Source organism: Sphingobacterium lactis, from assembly GCF_051951495.1.
Classification (GTDB): Bacteria; Bacteroidota; Bacteroidia; order Sphingobacteriales; family Sphingobacteriaceae; genus Sphingobacterium; species Sphingobacterium lactis_A.
Genome location: NZ_JBNHAS010000002.1, coordinates 872840 through 889837 on the forward strand (window position 1 = coordinate 872840; position 16998 = coordinate 889837).

The window sequence follows — 16998 nt, forward strand, 5'->3', positions numbered from 1 at the left end:
TTTAATTGTATAATTTTTTTGTCAAACTTTTTTGATTCAATTGATGTATATTGGATAATTGTACTGCTGAAACGTGGAAAAAAAATAAATTCGTACATTTGCGAGCACTATTGACAAAGCTGGAAGAATAAAGTCAAGACTATATCGGTTAATTAATGGCAAAAAAAATAGAGTCCTTACTACTGGAATTTGCGAGTTTACATCGTTTTTTGATGCGATTCTTTCGTGAATTGGTAAGTCCCCCATATGAGTTTAAGGAAATTATCAGACAATGTTATGAGGTAGGATGGAAGTCTTTTCCTTTGATTAGTTTGACTGGTTTTATTGTTGGATTTGTATTTACGAAGCAATCTCGACCGTCCTTAGAGGAGTTTGGAGCCACGTCTTGGTTGCCTGCTTTGATATCTATTGCTATTGTTCGTGCTTTGGCACCTTTGGTGACCGCATTGATTGCTTCCGGTAAGGTAGGTTCGCAGATTGGGGCAGAGTTATCCTCCATGAATGTTACAGAACAGATCGATGCCATGGAAGTTTCTGGTACAAATCCTTTCAAGTTTTTGATTGTAAGTAGAATTATTGCTACAACGATTATGATTCCTATTCTGTGTTTTTATGTAGCAGGTATAGGTCTGGCTGGAGGTTACCTAAGCATCATTTCCAAGGACCAGTTAAGTATCCTGAGTTTTATTTCGCAAGTTTTTGAGGCTATTGCCCCTAAAGATATTTTTGCCATGGTGTTTCGTGCCATTGCATTCGGATTTACCATTGGCTTTGTGAGTACCTATGTTGGTTATTATTCAACGAAAGGAACAGAAGGAGTAGGTAAAGCAGCGAATGCAGCGGTAGTAGCATCCATGTTTATTGTCTTCATTGAAGAATTGCTGATTGTTCAAATTTTAGCTTTAATCGGATAAACTATGGAAAGGAAACAACCAGTAAATATCGATTATAATGACATCGTGATTCATGTGGATCAGGTAAGTAAATCCTTTGGGGATCTTCATGTCTTAAGGAATGTGGACTTGAAGCTCTACAACGGTGAAAACCTGGTTGTATTGGGGCGTTCAGGTACCGGGAAATCAGTTTTAATAAAGCTGATTTCTGGACTTTTGAAACCAGATTCAGGAAATATCAATGTCCTGGGTGAGGTCGTAAATGAATTAAAAGAGCGTGATCTTCGAGAATTACGTCTTCGTATAGGTTTTTCATTTCAGAATAGTGCGTTGTACGATAGTATGACTGTACGTGAGAATTTGGAATTCCCTTTGGTTCGGAATAAAAGAAACTTAACACGCGCAGAGATTGATCGTGAGGTGGAGGATGTTTTGGATGGCGTAGGCTTACTTCGTACGATAAATCAGATGCCTTCGGAACTTTCTGGAGGACAGCGTAAGCGTATTGGTATTGCAAGAACCTTGATTTTACGTCCGGATATCATGATGTATGATGAACCCACTGCAGGATTAGATCCAATCACATGTTTGGATATAAATTCCTTGATTAATGAGGTTCAAGAGCGTTATAAGACCTCTTCGATTATCATTACACATGATTTGGCCTGTGCAAAAATGGTAGGAGATCGTGTAGCTATGCTACTGGATGGACGCTTTGAACGCGTAGGTACTTTTGAGGAGATTTTTGACACAGATGATGAAAGGGTAAAACCTTTCCATGATTATAATTTTATTGTATAACAGAATATATGGCAACAACAGATAGAAAACGATCGATTATCGTTGGTTTGTTTACCTTTATTGGATTGATCATTTTAGTAGCTGGGATTTTGGTTTTGGGAACTCAACAGAATAAGTTCAGCAAAAACTTGGCACTTACCACGTATTTCAAGGATGTAAAAGGCTTGAAAGTGGGTAATAATGTTTGGTTTTCTGGGGTTAAAGTAGGGATTATCAAAGAAATCAGTTTCGAGAGTGTAGAGAATGTAAAGGTGGTGATGAGTGTGGAGGAGAAATCGAGCAAATTTATCCGTAAAGATGTTATTGCAACATTGAGTTCGGATGGATTGATTGGTAATGCCATTATTAGTTTAGTGGGTGGTTCAGAAACTTTTCCGCAAGTGGAAGATAAGGACGTCATTAAATCCGGCGTATCCGGAGGAATGGATGCCATGTTAGCGACTCTACAGACCAATAACGAGAACATATTGGAAATCACTAAGAATTTTGCGCAATTATCGAAGCAGATCTTAGATGGAAAAGGAACAGTTGGAGCATTAATGACCGATGATGCTATTGCAAATAGCTTACGTCAATCATTAACTACCTTAAACGGTACGATGAGCAGTGCGAATCAAGCGGTGAATAACCTAGTAACTCTAACTCATAAATTGAACAGTAATCAAGGTTTAATTCATGACCTTTCTACAGATACTGCCGTGTTTGCTAGCCTCCGTCAGTCTGCTGCTCAGTTACAAGGTGTAACACAGACAGCATCTGCTTTGATGGCTAATTTAAATGCAACTACTGCACGTTTAAATCAAAAGGATAATGCTATTGGTGTATTGACCAATGATCCGGAAGCGGCTAATGAAATCAAGCAGATTTTGAAAAATCTGAATATGAGTACAGAGAAGTTGGATCAGAATATGGAGGCATTACAAAGTAATTTCTTGCTTCGTGGATTCTTTAAGAAAAAGGCGAAGGAAGAAGCTGCTGCAGCTACTGACTCGGTCAAATAAGTTGGATTATCAATTGCTTTCTTGCAAAGAATAAAATTTAGAAGAGTGGTCCATTAGGGTCGCTCTTTTTACTAATATAGCTTCATAAACATGATTACGGAAAACGATATATTATTCGAAGACAACCATCTAATTGCTATAAATAAGCGAGGTGGGGACATCGTGCAAGTGGATACCACGGGTGATCAATCCATGGAAGACATGCTAAAGGTGTTTCTAGCGAAAAAATACAACAAGCCAAATGATGCTTTTGTAGGTGTTATTCATCGATTAGATAGACCAGTATCCGGGATGATTCTATTTGCGAAAACCAGTAAGGGGCTAGATCGAATGAATCGACAATTTCATGATCGTAAGGTTCAGAAAACCTATTTAGCGGTAGTGCGTGAGAAACCGGAAGCTATGAAAGGTACTTTGAAGAATTGGTTGTTGCGAGATCGTAAGAAAATGGTAACCAAAGCTTATAACAGAGAGGTTAAAAACGGAAGTTATGCTGAGCTGGATTATGAGGTTGTAGGTGTTTTGGATGGGTTTTACCTTTTGAAAATTAATCCGCTTACAGGAAGAACACATCAGATTCGAAGTCAATTGGCTTATATGGGTTGTCCTATTGTCGGTGACAATAAGTATGGTTACCCAAGAGGGAGTATGCATAGAACCATCTGCCTTCATTCAAGATCCTTGGCTTTCCAACATCCTGTGAAAGAAGAAGAGATGATCATCAAGGCGCCTTTACCAAAAGATGGATTTTGGGAAAAGTTTAACGTCTTATTGAAAGGTGATTTGTAAATAAAATAAAGATTAATGCTTAACTTTGAACCATGAAGAAATTGCATGCCTTAAAAGTTGGATTTTTTACGTTCATGTTAGGGATAGCCCTATCATTCCAACCTCATGTTTCTAAAGCGCAATGTGCGATGTGTTCATTGAATGCTGAAAATAGTACCCAGGATGGTAACACCCAAGGGAAAGGTCTGAATGCGGGGATATTATTCTTGTTAGCAATGCCTTTTTTATTTGGTGCAGGCATGGGCATTCTTTGGTATAAGAAATACCGTACTCCAGCAGAAAAGACTGGATATAAAATGACAGAAGGGCTGAAATAGCCTTCATGATACAGTCGGTTTTCCAAAGAATAGCCTTTGGAAAACTGACATTAATCGATTAAACTTGATCAATATATTGCATGGTGCTATCAAAGATAAATGCTTTTTCAGCATATTCAGCACCCAATAAAGTTTGAATCTCTTGCAAAACCTCCTGTTGAAATTTCACGATTTCGTCTTGATTAGATACCAATACCTGGAGACAATACGTTTGTCCTTCATGTGGGGTGTCCAACATCTTCAAAAGCTTGATATCATGGGCTTCGTGACGTTGAATATGACCTTTTATCCAGATAAGAAGTGAATCATGTGCGCTGTCTTCCATGATGATTGATACGTTGTATAAAAACATATTTTTGGGATTTGATTTTCGCTGTAAAATTAAGGTTGCAAAAGATACTTTACGATATTTTTTTTTAATATTTGGAAAAGGGCTAATATAGAAGTATGAAAGGGAATATTTTGTTTTTTGGTTTGATGTTGCTTTTCATCCTGAATGGGTGTAAACAAGCGGACAAGAACCTGCCGAAAATTCCTGTAGAGGATTTCTTTGAAAAACCTACCAAGGGTTCTTTCAAACTATCGCCTGATGGTTCTAAAATCGGCTACCTCGATGTACATGACCACTGCAAAAACATCTTTATTTTAGACCTCATTAATCCCGATTCTTCCAAGCAGTTAACCTATCAAGAAAATCTGAATGTATCGAGTTTCCTGTGGTTAAATGACCAACAAATTATATTCTCGAATTCTCAATCGCCAACAGATAGCTTGCGTTTGTTTTTCATTGATGTAAAGACCGAAAAACGTCAACCGTTATTGCCAGCGCAAAAGGCAAAATTGCGTTGGGTTTTTCCTATCAAAGAAAATAATGGATCGATGCTGGTTACTATGAATAAAAGGGATTCCTCGAAATTCGATTTATACCGTATTTTTCTAGACGGCCGAAAAGAGGAGTTAATTCATAAGAATCCGGGAAATATTGTTAGTTGGCTAGGCTCTCCAGATGGGGAGGTGCGCATGGCGATGACAAGTGATAGTGTTCAGGAATCTGTATTGTATAGAAATAATGCTCAAGAAGCTTTCCGAGAAGTGATGAAGAATAATTTTGAGACGATCTTTATTCCATTAGGTTTTAAGAAAGGGTCTCTTAATTCGCTTTATGCACTATCTAATCAAAATAGGGATATGTTGTCCCTAGTGGAATACGATGTAAGCCAAGGGAAAGAAACGGCAGTTCTATACGAAGAAAAGAAGGGTGATTTAGCCATTGATGGGTATTCGAATGCCATTCAGGAAATGGCCTATGTTTCATCATTTGTGAACCGTTACGAGAAAAACATGTTCAATCCTTTTTATAAGGAGGTTTATACCAAATTGAAAAAGAAGTTTTCAGACTCGGAAATTGGTTTTATTGATACGGATTCAAAGCTGGAAGGTTTCCTAGTGCGAGTATATAGTGATGTTCATCCAGGACAAGTTTATTACTATAACCGTCTGAGTAAGGAGCTGAAATTATTAAATGAGGACAGTCCGAAACTGAAGGATAAGGAATTCAATAAGATGGAAGAATTAACCTTCCTATCTCGAGATAATAAAGAAATTCACGCTTATATTACTTATCCAGCGGGGAAAAAGAAAAATGTGCCAGTGGTAGTTTTGGTTCATGATGGCCCAAACCGTCGTAATGATTGGGGTTTCGATCAAGAGGTACAGTTTTTAACCAATAGGGGTTATGCGGTATTTCAAGTGAATTACCGTGGCTCCTTAGGCTATGGCAAGGCTTTCTGGACTGCAGGATTTAAAGAATGGGGTGGAAAGATTCAATCGGATATCTCAGATGGGGTGACTTGGTTAATCCATCAGGGAATAGCTGACAAGGGCAGAATAGCCATTATGGGCTCAGGTTTTGGAGGATATTCCGCTTTATATGCTGCAGCATTTAATCCTTCGCTCTATAAATGTGCTATCTCATCTTCAGGTTACAGTAATTTGTTTACTTATTTCCGAGAGATTCCACCGCATATGCAACATTATGTACAGCTGTATTATCGTATCATCGGTAATCCGGAGAAAGAATCTGAATTATTTCAAGCGATATCACCCATCTTTCATGCCGATAAAGTTAGAATTCCTATTCTGTTTTTTCAAGGTGGAAAGGATAAGTACAGTAGTGTAACTGATGCTAACCAATTTGTTGGCAAATTGAAGAGTAATAATGTTCCGGTTCGCTATATTTTCAAGAAGGATGAGGGCAAACGCTTCCGTAATGAGGAGAATGTAGTGGAATATTACCAAGAGATAGAACGATTCTTGGCAGAGAACTTGCGTTAATAGCATCATGGTACAGCGGTCCAGTAAATATCGGAAGAACATAGGTCTATTAATTGCCTTTTTCTCTTTTCTGACGATTTTGTATATTATTTCTGTGTTTCTTGCACGGAATATGATGTCCAATTTTGTGGAGTCTGAGTTTTATAACCGTAAAGCTGATGTTTTCGACAGTAGCTTAAAGCCTTTCAATAACTTTTTTAATAACGAAATATCAGAAGTATCCAGTTACCAAGGATACTTGGATTCTGTACATGCCGTAACTTATGCGGAGAAAATTCTTCGTCGAAATCCCTTTGTGGATGAGGTGATGTTTTATGATGTCTTGTTTACTAACCAGAATGATGGTATTCGAGGAGTTAGGTTTAAAAACCTGCTTATCTTTCCGCGTTCCATCTTTTCCTTTAAGTTGGATGAGGAGAACCGATTATTAAAAAATCGCGTATCCCAAAATACAGGTCGTCAGTCATCGGATGATTTTAACAACATGGCGATCAAGATGGTGAACTTTCTGGAAGTATTAGATGATTCTACCTCTCTTACAGAAAATGACATTTACCGAATATTCTATAATACCGTACCTGGAAAAATAACCTTTTTAAATATTCCGCGTGTCAATGCCTTGAAAGCCTATCGTGTATTAATGGAAGACACCACGGGTATTTCTGTAGCCTATGATCAGGATATGTTTGTTTATAAAATCAATCCACAGAAAATCACCATCGTGAATACACAGGAGAGATTATATGAGAAGGTTCGGATTTTACCAGTCGCCAATCCTAACTTGACGGAAGAACCCGCATTCTTGACGACAGATATGCCATTGCCAGGTGCTCTATCGGATTATAAGCTACAATTTGATTCCTCTGAACAACATTTACGTGGAGAAATAAATAGACGATTTTTCCCGGTTGTACTCGGTGTTTCGCTAGTATATTTTATTTTATTGTTGATTATCTATTTGATTTATAGGAATATTGCAATAAATAGCCGGTTGTTTCAATTGCAATATGATTTCATCAATAATTTAACACATGAATTTAAAACTCCAGTCAGTGTAATAAAGATTGCTGGAAATAACATCAAAAGTGCAGAGAAGATTTCTGACCAAGAGCGACATATGTATGGTAAAATATTGGATCAGGAAGCGGACAAGCTAAATAATTTGATGAATAAATTACTGTCATTCACACAGATAGAAAATAAATCACTTAAATTTAAGGGAGAATACGTGGATTTGAACAGTTTTTGCGAGGAGATATTTGAAGCAACGAGATTAAAATATCCGGATTTGAATTTGACTTCTGAAATTCAAGTTGAGAATCAGATGTATACTGATCCGGTGTTATTAAATTCAGTATTTCAAAATTTGATTGATAATGCCTATAAATATTCCGAAGTTTCAAGAAAATTTATGGATATTAGTGTTGAACAAATCAAGAAGAGCTTTGTGATCCGATTTTCGGATAAAGGTATTGGAATTGACAAGAATGAATTAAAGAACATATTTAAGAAGTTTTACAGGGTGCAGAACCAATTTAATCAAGGTGGTAGTGTAGGATTAGGTTTGGCATTTTGTAAAGAAATTACGGAATTTATGGGTGGAGAGATTCGAGTGAGCAGTGTACAAGGAGAGGGCACAACGTTTACTTTGGTATTTCCGAAATAATTCCTAGATTACTTAGATTACTATGAACAAAGACATAAAAATTGCAGTAGTAGAGGATGATGACAATTTACGATTTCTAGTAAGTCATCGCCTTCAGACAGAGAATTTTCAAGTGATCCAGTGCAGCAATGGTGTGGATGCGGAGAAGATCATCCTGGAGGAGACTCCTGATATCGTCTTGTTGGATTGGATGCTTCCGGGAAAAGAAGGTATTGATGTTTGTGAATCTGTCCGTAAGGCAGGTTTTGAGAATATCATTATCATGATGACGGCAAAATCCCAGGATATCGATAAGATCGATGCCTACAGCTTTGGGGTAACAGATTATATTACCAAGCCTTTCAATATGGATGTATTAGTTGCCATGATTGAGAATAAGGTGAGATTTTTTGTGCCAAAGACACAGAACGAAGTTTACCATTTTGGACAGACTGAGCACCATCCTAATGTGCACTCGTTGATGCGTGATGGTAAGAAGATTGAGCTGACAATTTTAGAGAACCGTATATTACTTCATTTTCTACAGAACAAGGGAAGAGACATTACTCGTGAGGAGTTAATGGAAGTCGTTTGGGGCTATAGTTCTAACGTGAATACCAGGACGTTGGATATGCATGTAGTCCGTTTGAGAAAGAAAATTGAGACAAATCCAGATAAACCATATTACTTGCAAACCGTTCGTGGTTTGGGGTATAAATTCATAAATGACGAGGCTGAGAATCCGGCTTCATAATTTGTTTTTATAAAAATAATTATTTATCTTCGTCAGAAGAGCAAGACCATGTTGTCCTTTTTTGGATAGTGTGGTCTTGTCTTTTTTTTTGTTAATTAAAATAGTTTAAAAATAAAAAGATAACGTAAAAGGTTAATATTATGGCAGAAGTAACGTATTACACCGAAGAGGGTCTTACCAAGTTAAAGGAAGAACTTCAATACCTAAAAACCGAAGGAAGATCAAATATCGCTAAAGCAATTGCGGAAGCTCGTGACAAGGGTGACTTGTCGGAGAATGCGGAATACGATGCAGCAAAAGAAGCACAAGGCCTACATGAAGCAAAGATTGCTAAATTGGAGGAAGTTTTAGCTTCAGCACGTATTATTGATGAGTCTAATTTGGATACCTCGAAAGTACTGGCACTTTCGTATGTAAAGATAAAGAACAAGAAAACTGGGGCAGTGATGTCCTATCAATTGGTTTCAGAGACGGAAGCTGACCTTAAAGCAGGTAAGATTTCTGTGAAATCACCAATTGCACAAGGATTATTAGGTCTGCAGGTAGGAGATGTAGCAACAGTTGCTGTTCCTGCTGGGCAGATGGAACTTGAAGTTTTAGAGATTTCAAGATAACATATTGAGGTTATGTGCGGTTCGCCATAACCGCATAGGAACTGTTATTGAATCCCCATTCTGAAAAGAGTGGGGATTTGTTTTTGAGAACGCTTCGCTATTAGATGTGAAATTTGAGACCGCTGCGCTGTGAGATAGGAGATGTGAGACGTGACAGGAATTAACGGTCGAAGCATGCTTCGACCCTACGGTTATGGTAGTTAGGAATAATAAAATCACGGTTGTTTGTAGGGGCGATGCATGCATCGCCCGTTAATACGTTCATAAAATCTAATCCGCTAATAGGTCTATTTAATATTTTAAATCGGGCAGACATTCCGCTGCGCTCAGTGCTGCCCCTACGCTGGACGGCTATTAAAGTGATATTAACGAACTTTCTAGGAAGTACGTTAGGTAGGGGCGGTACTGAGAGAGTCCGATGTAAGGGGTGAAACCCCGACGAGGACGAACGGTATGTCCGCCCGTTTTTTGGAGACGATTAGACAACAGACAAAAGGCTTAGATGTGAGATATAAGATGTGAGATAGAAAGAGGCTAACGGTCGAAGCATGCTTCGAGCTTACGGTTATGGTGGTTAGGAATAATAAAATCACGATTGTTTGTAGGGGCGATGCATGCATCGCCCGCCTATAGCATTATAAATAAATCTATATATTCTAGTTCGTCATAGGTCTAATAACTCTGTACTAAATACTGACTACTGCCCGAAGGGCTAAGAATCTTCGCTTCGCTCTGTGTTGGAAATGTTATAAGGTTCTTGAATTGATTCTTGATTTTAAAGTATGTTGGCAATGTCTGTCATCTGTTGTCTGCCATCTGTTGTCTTTCTTCCCCAAAACTTAATACAAATACTATTCAAAGATTTACTATCTTTGTTTTTCACGAAAAACGAGTAGTTTATGTCTACAATATTTTCAAAAATTATATCAGGCGAAATTCCAGCTTATAAAGTAGCAGAGAGCAATGATTATCTAGCGTTTCTAGATGTGAATCCACTAACTGAAGGACATGTATTGGTTATCCCTAAAAAGGAGACTGATTATATCTTCGATATCGATGATGAGGATTATATGGGAATGTGGGTTTTTGCGAAGATTGTTGCCCAAGGTATTAAGAAGGCATTTCCATGTAAAAAGGTTGGTGTTGCGGTGGTTGGGCTAGAAGTTGCTCATGCGCATATCCATTTAATCCCTTTGAACAATGTGCATGATATGAACTTTGAGAAGCCAAAATTAAAACTGGAAGACCAGTTGATGGCAGACATTGCAGAGAATATTCGTGAGGCAATTTCATCGATAACCAATCCAACGGTTTAATCGATGACCTTTCGGGGGATTGTCATTAAATAAAGAATATATTAGAACGTATGCAAGAATATTTGTTGTCTTTTCAACAATTGCTAGATGCTGAGTATTTATTAAGTCACGGTGGATTCTACATCGTATGTCTTATAGTATTTGCAGAGACGGGACTTTTTTTTGGGTTCTTCCTACCTGGTGATTATTTGCTATTCCTAGCGGGCCTATTTTGTGCCTTACATAAAATCGACGTTGACATTGTAACCTTATATTTTGGGATCCTGGGGGCGGGGATCCTCGGTAATTTCGCTGGCTATTGGTTCGGTCATCGAACGGGACCCATGCTCTTTAAACGAAAGGATAGCTTCCTCTTTAAGCGCAAATATGTGATTATGGCGGAGGAGTTTTTTCAGAAATATGGTGGAACCGCGTTAATTATTGGACGTTTTGTACCTATTATTCGTACATTTGCCCCGATATTTGCTGGAGTAGTACAGCTGAATTTCAGGAAATTCGTTATCTATAACGTCCTTGGGGCGCTTTTATGGGTAAGCTTATTGACCTTGACAGGATACTACTTGGGCATTAAATTCCCTAATATTATCAACTATGTTGAATATATTATCGTAGGGTTGATCGCAATCGCTTTCTTGCCAATCGCAATTGCACTATTGAAAAAATGGCTGAAGAATAGAAAAACAAAAGACGAAATAAACAAACAGTAGATCTTAATGAGTACACAACATCCTTGGCATCAAGTGTCGCCCGGTGAGGACTTGCCAAATTCCGTAAATGCCATTATTGAAATTCCAAAAGGTTCAAAAGCGAAATACGAAATCGACAAAGACAGTGGTTTGATTAAATTGGACCGTGTCCTTTTCTCCTCTGTCATGTATCCGGCAAACTACGGATTTATCCCGCAAACATACTGTGATGATAAAGACCCGTTGGATATTTTAGTTCTATGCTCTGTGGATGTATATCCAATGAGTATTATCGAAGCTAAAGTTATTGGTGTAATGCACATGATTGATAATGGTGAGCAGGATGATAAAATCATTGCTGTTGCTAAGAACGATATGTCTGTTAACCATATTAACGATCTTTCTGAGCTTCCTCCACACACGATGAAGGAAATTGTTCGTTTCTTCCAAGATTATAAATTGTTAGAAGGTAAGAATGTGACTATCGAGAATCTTTATGGTCGTTCTTATGCGCAAAAAGTAATCATGGATAGTGTAGAGCTCTACGACAACGAGATTAGAAACAAATAAGCATTAGATGAATCTTAACCTATTATGGGCAATATGCCTCATATGGTCCAGTAGCGTGGGGATTTCATATGCACAGCAACATCCTTGGCACAGGGTTTCCCCTGGCAAGGATGTTCCTCGTTTCGTGACTGCTGTGATTGAAATTGCAAAAGACAGCAAGACGAAATATGAGATTGATAAAGAAACGGGCATATTAAAACTGGATCGAGTTTTGAAAACCAGTATGGTATACCCAACCAATTATGGCTTCATTCCACAATCCTATTGTGGTGATAAAGACCCATTAGATATTTTAGTAATCTGTTCCGAGAAATTGCAACCAGCAAGCCTGGTAGATGCGCAAGTAATCGGAGTTATGCGTATGACTGACAATGGTGAACAGGATGATAAGATCATCGCTGTAGCCAAAAACGATAGTGAAGTAAATCATTATCAAGATCTGAAAGATTTACCCGAACATTTTATGAAAGAGATTGTTCATTTCTTTCAAAACTACAAAGGTTTGGATGGTAAATCAGTTAAAATTGAAAAAATTAGTGGGCGAGATACCGCTCAAACTATTATATTAGAGAGCTTGGAACTGTATAAGAAAGAGTTTGGTGCTAAAAACCTAAATCATGGCAATTGATATATTTTGGACAATATTTCTAGTATTGGCTAACGGATTCTTCGTTGCTGCTGAATTTGCTATTGTCAAAGTCCGTGCTTCTCAGATAGAATTACAAGCTAAATCTGGCTCTAAAGTAGCTCAGATGGCTAAAAATATTACGGAACATTTGGATGGATACCTTGCTGCAACGCAGTTGGGGATTACCCTAGCTTCCCTAGCCTTAGGTTGGGTGGGTGAAGCTGTAATGACTCAAATTGTTCATCAAATCTTCGGATTCTTTAACGTTGAACTTACTGGTAAATTGGCTACTAACCTAGGACATGTCCTAGCCTTCAGTATTATTACCTTTTTACATATTGTATTCGGTGAGTTAGCACCGAAGTCTATAGCTATTCAAAAACCAGTGGCAACAACCATGAAGGTTGCTCTCCCTTTGCAATTCTTTTATTTCGTTTTTAGACCTATTATCTGGTGTTTAAATGGATTTGCGAATTTCTTATTGCGTTTAATAGGTGTTCATGTAACGGCGCATGAGGCTAGCCACTCTTCCGAAGAGCTTCAATATCTTTTGGAAAAAGGAAAAGAAAGTGGTGCTTTGAATAATGCGGAGCATGAGCTTATAAAGAATGTATTTGATTTTAATGAGCGTATCGTGAAGAACATCATGGTTCCTAGAACCAAGATTGTTGCTGTAGAACAACATGATTCTGCTGAAGATTTTATCAATACCGTAACAGAGGAAGGCTATTCCCGTATTCCAATTTATGATGATAATATCGACCAGATTATTGGTGTTGTGCATACAAAGGATATTTTGCCATTGATCGTTAAAGGAAAAGATGTAGTTCTACGTGATATTATGCGTAAGCCTTATTTTATTCCTGAAACGAAAAAGATCAATGACTTGATGACCGAGTTTCAGTTGAAGCGCATTCAGATTGCATTTGTATTGGATGAGTTTGGTGGAACGGCTGGTATGGTGACCTTGGAGGATATTGTGGAAGAGTTAGTAGGAGAGATCCAGGATGAATATGATGAGGAAACACCAGTAGTAGAGCAAATTTCTGAAACGGAGTTTATGGTTGATGCTGGCGCAAGTGTTCATGATGCGAATGGCTATTTACCATTGGAACTTCCTGAAAGCTCAGATTATGATACCATAGCTGGCTTAGTTAGTCATTTATTTGAGAAGATCCCCGATGTTGGAGATAGCACCGAAGAATTGGGTTATCGCTTTACCATCATCAAAAAGACTCAACAAAATATAGAATTTGTTAAACTAGACCTTGTCGAGACAGCAAATGACGAAGACGAGGATTAATCTAATCGATCGTGCATTTATTTTTTACTCCAGACATTCAAGCAGAACAAAAACAGTATCAACTTTCTGAAGAGGAGAGCAAACATGCTGTTCGTGTATTACGAATGAATGTTGGGGATAAAGTTCAATTAATAGATGGAAGAGGCGGTTGGTATGAGGCAGAAATTAATGATGCCCATCCTAAGCGTACGCAGTTAGCTGTCCTTTCCTATACGGCTGATTTTCAAAAACCGACTTATCATTTACATATTGCGGTTGCACCTACTAAGAATATCGATCGTATCGAATGGTTCTTAGAAAAAGCAACTGAAATAGGTATTCAAGAAATAACACCCATAATAAGCGAGCATTCCGAGCGTAAAGAGGTTAAAATAGATCGACTGAACAAAGTGGTCATCTCCGCTATGAAACAGTCCCTGAAAGCTTATATGCCGCAAATAAACGAAGCTGTGAGCTTGGATGTATTCATGCAAAAGGTAGCCAATGAAGATGGTCTTTTAAAAGCAATAGCACACTGTGAAGAAGATCAAGCAAAGAAGTATCTGAATAAGGAATTCCCACAAGGTTCTAAATACCTAATCTTGATAGGCCCAGAAGGTGATTTCTCTAGTCGAGAAATAGAAACAGCCTTTTCTGCTGGCTTTATTCCAGTCTCCTTAGGAGAAGCTAGATTGCGAACAGAAACGGCTGCTTTGTATGCTTGTACAGAGATTGCGCTCTTAAATCGTTAGTTAATAATTACGGCATCAACAATTTGAATTTCCGCATTCCCTTTTAGAGGCTCTGGGTTGAATACCATTTTGCCTTTTATCTTGATGGGTTCATCCGTAAACTTAACTGTTCCTTTTTTCATGAAGATTTCTACCATTGGAGGAATTCCATTGGTACCACAAAATTGACATTGTGCAATAGGTAATACAGACAACATGAAGGTACTGTGATTTCTACCACTCACTAAGGGAACCATATAACCAGGCAGATCAACAACCGTGTTTTCTAATTTCTTCAATGCAGGCGGATAACTTGGCGTATATACTTTCTTATTTCCTTGAGTGGATACCTTATACATCATTTTATCGATTGCTTCCCAAGTTTTGTTCATCATTGGTGTATGATCCGGAACTTGAGCTTCATTATAATTACCGATCTGTGCCTTTGCAAAGGAAACACCTAAAAACAATAAACAAACCGCAAATACTATCTTTTTCATATTACTTATTTCCTAAAATTGTTGAAATGGTTGTGTTGTACGCCTTGATTGCTGGGATTACTGAAGCAACCACGCCGATCAAACAGGCTATCAACAAAATTAACCATTCTTTACTATATATTTTAAACGCTTGGATGATATCTGCACTTTGACCAGTCTGTGTGCTGATAAAGTAAAGACCCAAATGCCCTAATGCCAATCCGATCAATCCTCCAATACTGGTTATTACCAATCCTTCGACAATCAGCATACTGAATAGTTTAATCTTGCTGGCCCCCATAGTGCGCATGATGGCTAGGTCGTATTTGCGATCTTTCAATGCATTGTATAAGCTGATAAAAACACTTAAACCAGCAATAATCATAATCACATATGCTAGGATTTCCAAGGAATCAATTCCAACTCCTAATAAGGAAAACAATCTTGCTGTTTCCAGTGCTGGAGATGCCGCTTGCATACTAGTCGATTGATTGATCATTTTTGGAATAACACCAATGGCTGCTGGTGTGCGATATTTTACTAATAAGGCTGTAATTTCTAAACCATGATCTTTGATGATGTCATCAGCTATGCTTTTTACAAATACATTAGCTCTTGGTCGCTCAGCAACTAAACTATCTTCTTGAGCAGGACTAGCAGTAGCTGTTGTTGCATGTTCATGCTCGTGATCATGTCCTTCATGATCATGTGCAGCTGTTTCAATAGTCTTACTTTCATTTGTATGCGCGTGGTCATGGTCATGGTCGTGACCTTCGTGATCGTGGTCATGATCATCGTGATGAATACCATGTACATCCCATACCGATTCTAGATTACACAGCAATAGGTTATCCACTACGGTACCCGAAGGTTTTAAAATACCCACTACTGTAAAAGGATGTTCATCATGAACATGTGCATTTTCCGCTAATCCATGTGCTGAATGTATTTGATCTCCCAATTTCAGCTGACGCTTTCTTGCTGTTTCACTTCCTATAACTACCTCATAGCTTTTGGTCCACATCTTACCAGATGCCAAGCCTAACTCATAAAGCGTCATAAAACTGGTATCTGTACCAATTATGCGATGTCCTTTAAAGTTATCCCCCAATGAAATAGGCACAGCCATATCAATCATCGGGTTGTCTTGAAGCTTCTCAGCTTCCGAAAGTAGAATGTTTCCTGTAGGATTATCAATATGGTACAGGGCAGATAAGATCAATTGCAAAGGCGAACCCTTAGCACCAACCACCAAATCTACTTGTTTACTATTGTTGTCTAATTGCTTTTCAAATGTGTCACTCGTAATATAGATACTAACAAGAATGGCCACGCCAAAAGCTGTTAAGATGATGCTCAATAGGGTAGAACCCAATTGTTGCGTAATATTCTTCCAAACTAATTGTAGTGTATTCATCTTATTGCGCGCTTAATAAATAGTTATTGCTGAATTCGTCTTTCAATCTTTTGTCGTGTGTCGAGATTAAAAGTGTACTTCCTTGCTCATTTGCTAGACATTTAAGCAATTCAATTACAAGAAAGGTATTCTTATCATCTAAGGATGCCGTAGGCTCATCTGCCAATAGAATGGCGGGTTTATTGATGAGTGCTCGAGCGATTGCCACACGTTGAACCTGACCTCGACTCAATTCATTTGGTTTACGATTGCCTAGGTTGGACAATTGAAGCTTTCCCAATAGCTGTTGAATAGCTTGTGTATCGGTTGAGAAGCCTGCTAATGACTGCGCCAATTTAATGTTATCTATAACGGATAAGTTTTTAAGCAAATGTGCTTCTTGAAAAATAAAGCCAAGGTGCTGTGCACGGAATTGATCCAGCTTACTTTCTCTCAAGTCATAGATATTTTGACCTTGAATTGTTACAGTCCCAGTAGCCGGTAGAGAAAATCCTCCGATTAAGTGGAGAAGTGTCGACTTTCCTGAACCCGATTCACCAAGTATTAAAGTATGCTGTTGCTGCTGGATTTTCATGTCCTCAAAAGTTAACCGAGTTGAATTCGGGTAGGAAAAGGACAAATCCGTTGTTTGTAGGACGATTTCGCTCATAATTAAACTTTGTTGCAAAATAGCATTATTTAGGCGCTTATCCCAATACCCAGCGTAACATTTTGGTCTATAAGGGACTTAACAATTACTTA

At 38.2% G+C, this 16998-nt stretch carries 19 protein-coding genes; 15 read left to right on the forward strand and 4 right to left on the reverse strand.

Going from position 1 to position 16998, the window contains the following annotated elements:
- Positions 1–155: 155 nt before the first annotated feature.
- The 5 genes from ACP6L2_RS11440 (at position 156) to ACP6L2_RS11460 (ending at position 3801) form a co-directional block, all read left to right on the forward strand.
- On the forward strand, positions 156–914 hold the full coding sequence (locus tag ACP6L2_RS11440; protein WP_344676006.1) for an MlaE family ABC transporter permease: 759 nt from the start codon (positions 156–158) through the stop codon (positions 912–914).
- A 3-nt stretch (positions 915–917) separates the two neighbouring features.
- The gene (locus ACP6L2_RS11445) at positions 918–1694 is read left to right on the forward strand and encodes an ABC transporter ATP-binding protein (protein ID WP_440509361.1); all 777 of its coding nucleotides are present in this window, start codon (positions 918–920) and stop codon (positions 1692–1694) included.
- An 8-nt stretch (positions 1695–1702) separates the two neighbouring features.
- On the forward strand, positions 1703–2695 hold the full coding sequence (locus ACP6L2_RS11450; RefSeq protein ID WP_440509363.1) for an MlaD family protein: 993 nt from the start codon (positions 1703–1705) through the stop codon (positions 2693–2695).
- 90 nt (positions 2696–2785) lie between these two features.
- Complete coding sequence (locus tag ACP6L2_RS11455) at positions 2786–3484, forward strand: RluA family pseudouridine synthase (protein ID WP_440509365.1); 699 nt, start codon at positions 2786–2788, stop codon at positions 3482–3484.
- A 32-nt stretch (positions 3485–3516) separates the two neighbouring features.
- Positions 3517–3801, forward strand: a complete 285-nt coding sequence (locus ACP6L2_RS11460) for a hypothetical protein (RefSeq protein ID WP_440509367.1) — start codon at positions 3517–3519, stop codon at positions 3799–3801.
- A 58-nt stretch (positions 3802–3859) separates the two neighbouring features.
- On the opposite strand, the gene ACP6L2_RS11465 is transcribed toward ACP6L2_RS11460, so the two are convergent.
- On the reverse strand, positions 3860–4153 hold the full coding sequence (locus ACP6L2_RS11465) for a DUF4286 family protein (RefSeq protein WP_440509369.1): 294 nt from the start codon (positions 4151–4153) through the stop codon (positions 3860–3862).
- A gap of 95 nt (positions 4154–4248) precedes the next feature.
- On the opposite strand from ACP6L2_RS11465, the gene ACP6L2_RS11470 reads away from it, so the two are divergent.
- The 10 genes from ACP6L2_RS11470 to ACP6L2_RS11515 all read left to right on the forward strand — a co-directional run bounded on the left by ACP6L2_RS11470 (position 4249) and on the right by ACP6L2_RS11515 (position 14382).
- Positions 4249–6135 (forward strand): prolyl oligopeptidase family serine peptidase, encoded by a 1887-nt coding sequence (locus tag ACP6L2_RS11470; RefSeq protein ID WP_440509371.1) that lies wholly within the window; start codon positions 4249–4251, stop codon positions 6133–6135.
- Between the two features lie 7 nt (positions 6136–6142).
- Positions 6143–7801, forward strand: coding sequence for a sensor histidine kinase (locus ACP6L2_RS11475; RefSeq protein ID WP_344675999.1), 1659 nt, complete (start codon positions 6143–6145; stop codon positions 7799–7801).
- Between the two features lie 22 nt (positions 7802–7823).
- Positions 7824–8534 (forward strand): response regulator transcription factor, encoded by a 711-nt coding sequence (locus tag ACP6L2_RS11480; RefSeq protein WP_440509373.1) that lies wholly within the window; start codon positions 7824–7826, stop codon positions 8532–8534.
- A gap of 140 nt (positions 8535–8674) precedes the next feature.
- Positions 8675–9148 (forward strand): transcription elongation factor GreA, encoded by a 474-nt coding sequence (gene greA / locus ACP6L2_RS11485; protein ID WP_344675997.1) that lies wholly within the window; start codon positions 8675–8677, stop codon positions 9146–9148.
- Between the two features lie 899 nt (positions 9149–10047).
- Positions 10048–10464: an HIT family protein gene (locus ACP6L2_RS11490; protein ID WP_344675996.1), complete on the forward strand. Its 417-nt coding sequence runs from the start codon at positions 10048–10050 to the stop codon at positions 10462–10464.
- Positions 10465–10514: 50 nt separating this feature from the next.
- Positions 10515–11171: a DedA family protein gene (locus ACP6L2_RS11495; protein WP_440509376.1), complete on the forward strand. Its 657-nt coding sequence runs from the start codon at positions 10515–10517 to the stop codon at positions 11169–11171.
- A 6-nt stretch (positions 11172–11177) separates the two neighbouring features.
- A complete protein-coding gene (locus tag ACP6L2_RS11500) occupies positions 11178–11720 on the forward strand; it encodes an inorganic diphosphatase (protein ID WP_344675994.1) in 543 nt (180 codons plus the stop codon).
- Between the two features lie 7 nt (positions 11721–11727).
- A complete protein-coding gene (locus ACP6L2_RS11505; protein ID WP_440509378.1) occupies positions 11728–12348 on the forward strand; it encodes an inorganic diphosphatase in 621 nt (206 codons plus the stop codon).
- Positions 12338–13651, forward strand: a complete 1314-nt coding sequence (locus ACP6L2_RS11510) for a hemolysin family protein (RefSeq protein WP_440509380.1) — start codon at positions 12338–12340, stop codon at positions 13649–13651. The genes ACP6L2_RS11505 and ACP6L2_RS11510 overlap by 11 nt, the downstream gene beginning before the upstream one ends.
- An 11-nt stretch (positions 13652–13662) precedes the next feature.
- A complete protein-coding gene (locus ACP6L2_RS11515; protein ID WP_440509382.1) occupies positions 13663–14382 on the forward strand; it encodes a 16S rRNA (uracil(1498)-N(3))-methyltransferase in 720 nt (239 codons plus the stop codon).
- Here the strand turns inward: ACP6L2_RS11515 and ACP6L2_RS11520 are convergent.
- The 3 genes from ACP6L2_RS11520 to ACP6L2_RS11530 are packed head-to-tail and all read right to left on the reverse strand — an operon-like array spanning position 14379 to position 16906.
- Positions 14379–14861, reverse strand: coding sequence for a hypothetical protein (locus ACP6L2_RS11520; protein ID WP_440509384.1), 483 nt, complete (start codon positions 14859–14861; stop codon positions 14379–14381). The genes ACP6L2_RS11515 and ACP6L2_RS11520 overlap by 4 nt on opposite strands.
- Before the next feature lies 1 nt (position 14862).
- Positions 14863–16257, reverse strand: a complete 1395-nt coding sequence (locus ACP6L2_RS11525) for an ABC transporter permease (protein WP_440509386.1) — start codon at positions 16255–16257, stop codon at positions 14863–14865.
- A 1-nt stretch (position 16258) separates the two neighbouring features.
- Positions 16259–16906, reverse strand: coding sequence for an ABC transporter ATP-binding protein (locus ACP6L2_RS11530; protein ID WP_440509387.1), 648 nt, complete (start codon positions 16904–16906; stop codon positions 16259–16261).
- Positions 16907–16998: the final 92 nt, after the last annotated feature.

Excerpts from the sequence above, each read along its gene's own strand:
- ACP6L2_RS11475 (WP_344675999.1), top strand. The coding sequence starts at position 6,143 with ATGGTACAGCGGTCCAGTAAATATCGGAAGAACATAGGTCTATTAATT.
- ACP6L2_RS11465 (WP_440509369.1), bottom strand. The coding sequence starts at position 4,153 with ATGTTTTTATACAACGTATCAATCATCATGGAAGACAGCGCACATGAT.
- ACP6L2_RS11500 (WP_344675994.1), top strand. The coding sequence starts at position 11,178 with ATGAGTACACAACATCCTTGGCATCAAGTGTCGCCCGGTGAGGACTTG.
- ACP6L2_RS11505 (WP_440509378.1), top strand. The coding sequence starts at position 11,728 with ATGAATCTTAACCTATTATGGGCAATATGCCTCATATGGTCCAGTAGC.
- ACP6L2_RS11490 (WP_344675996.1), top strand. The coding sequence starts at position 10,048 with ATGTCTACAATATTTTCAAAAATTATATCAGGCGAAATTCCAGCTTAT.
- ACP6L2_RS11530 (WP_440509387.1), bottom strand. The coding sequence starts at position 16,906 with ATGAGCGAAATCGTCCTACAAACAACGGATTTGTCCTTTTCCTACCCG.
- ACP6L2_RS11460 (WP_440509367.1), top strand. The coding sequence starts at position 3,517 with ATGAAGAAATTGCATGCCTTAAAAGTTGGATTTTTTACGTTCATGTTA.
- ACP6L2_RS11445 (WP_440509361.1), top strand. The coding sequence starts at position 918 with ATGGAAAGGAAACAACCAGTAAATATCGATTATAATGACATCGTGATT.
- ACP6L2_RS11455 (WP_440509365.1), top strand. The coding sequence starts at position 2,786 with ATGATTACGGAAAACGATATATTATTCGAAGACAACCATCTAATTGCT.
- ACP6L2_RS11495 (WP_440509376.1), top strand. The coding sequence starts at position 10,515 with ATGCAAGAATATTTGTTGTCTTTTCAACAATTGCTAGATGCTGAGTAT.
- greA (WP_344675997.1), top strand. The coding sequence starts at position 8,675 with ATGGCAGAAGTAACGTATTACACCGAAGAGGGTCTTACCAAGTTAAAG.
- ACP6L2_RS11480 (WP_440509373.1), top strand. The coding sequence starts at position 7,824 with ATGAACAAAGACATAAAAATTGCAGTAGTAGAGGATGATGACAATTTA.
- ACP6L2_RS11525 (WP_440509386.1), bottom strand. The coding sequence starts at position 16,257 with ATGAATACACTACAATTAGTTTGGAAGAATATTACGCAACAATTGGGT.
- ACP6L2_RS11440 (WP_344676006.1), top strand. The coding sequence starts at position 156 with ATGGCAAAAAAAATAGAGTCCTTACTACTGGAATTTGCGAGTTTACAT.
- ACP6L2_RS11510 (WP_440509380.1), top strand. The coding sequence starts at position 12,338 with ATGGCAATTGATATATTTTGGACAATATTTCTAGTATTGGCTAACGGA.
- ACP6L2_RS11450 (WP_440509363.1), top strand. The coding sequence starts at position 1,703 with ATGGCAACAACAGATAGAAAACGATCGATTATCGTTGGTTTGTTTACC.
- ACP6L2_RS11470 (WP_440509371.1), top strand. The coding sequence starts at position 4,249 with ATGAAAGGGAATATTTTGTTTTTTGGTTTGATGTTGCTTTTCATCCTG.
- ACP6L2_RS11520 (WP_440509384.1), bottom strand. The coding sequence starts at position 14,861 with ATGAAAAAGATAGTATTTGCGGTTTGTTTATTGTTTTTAGGTGTTTCC.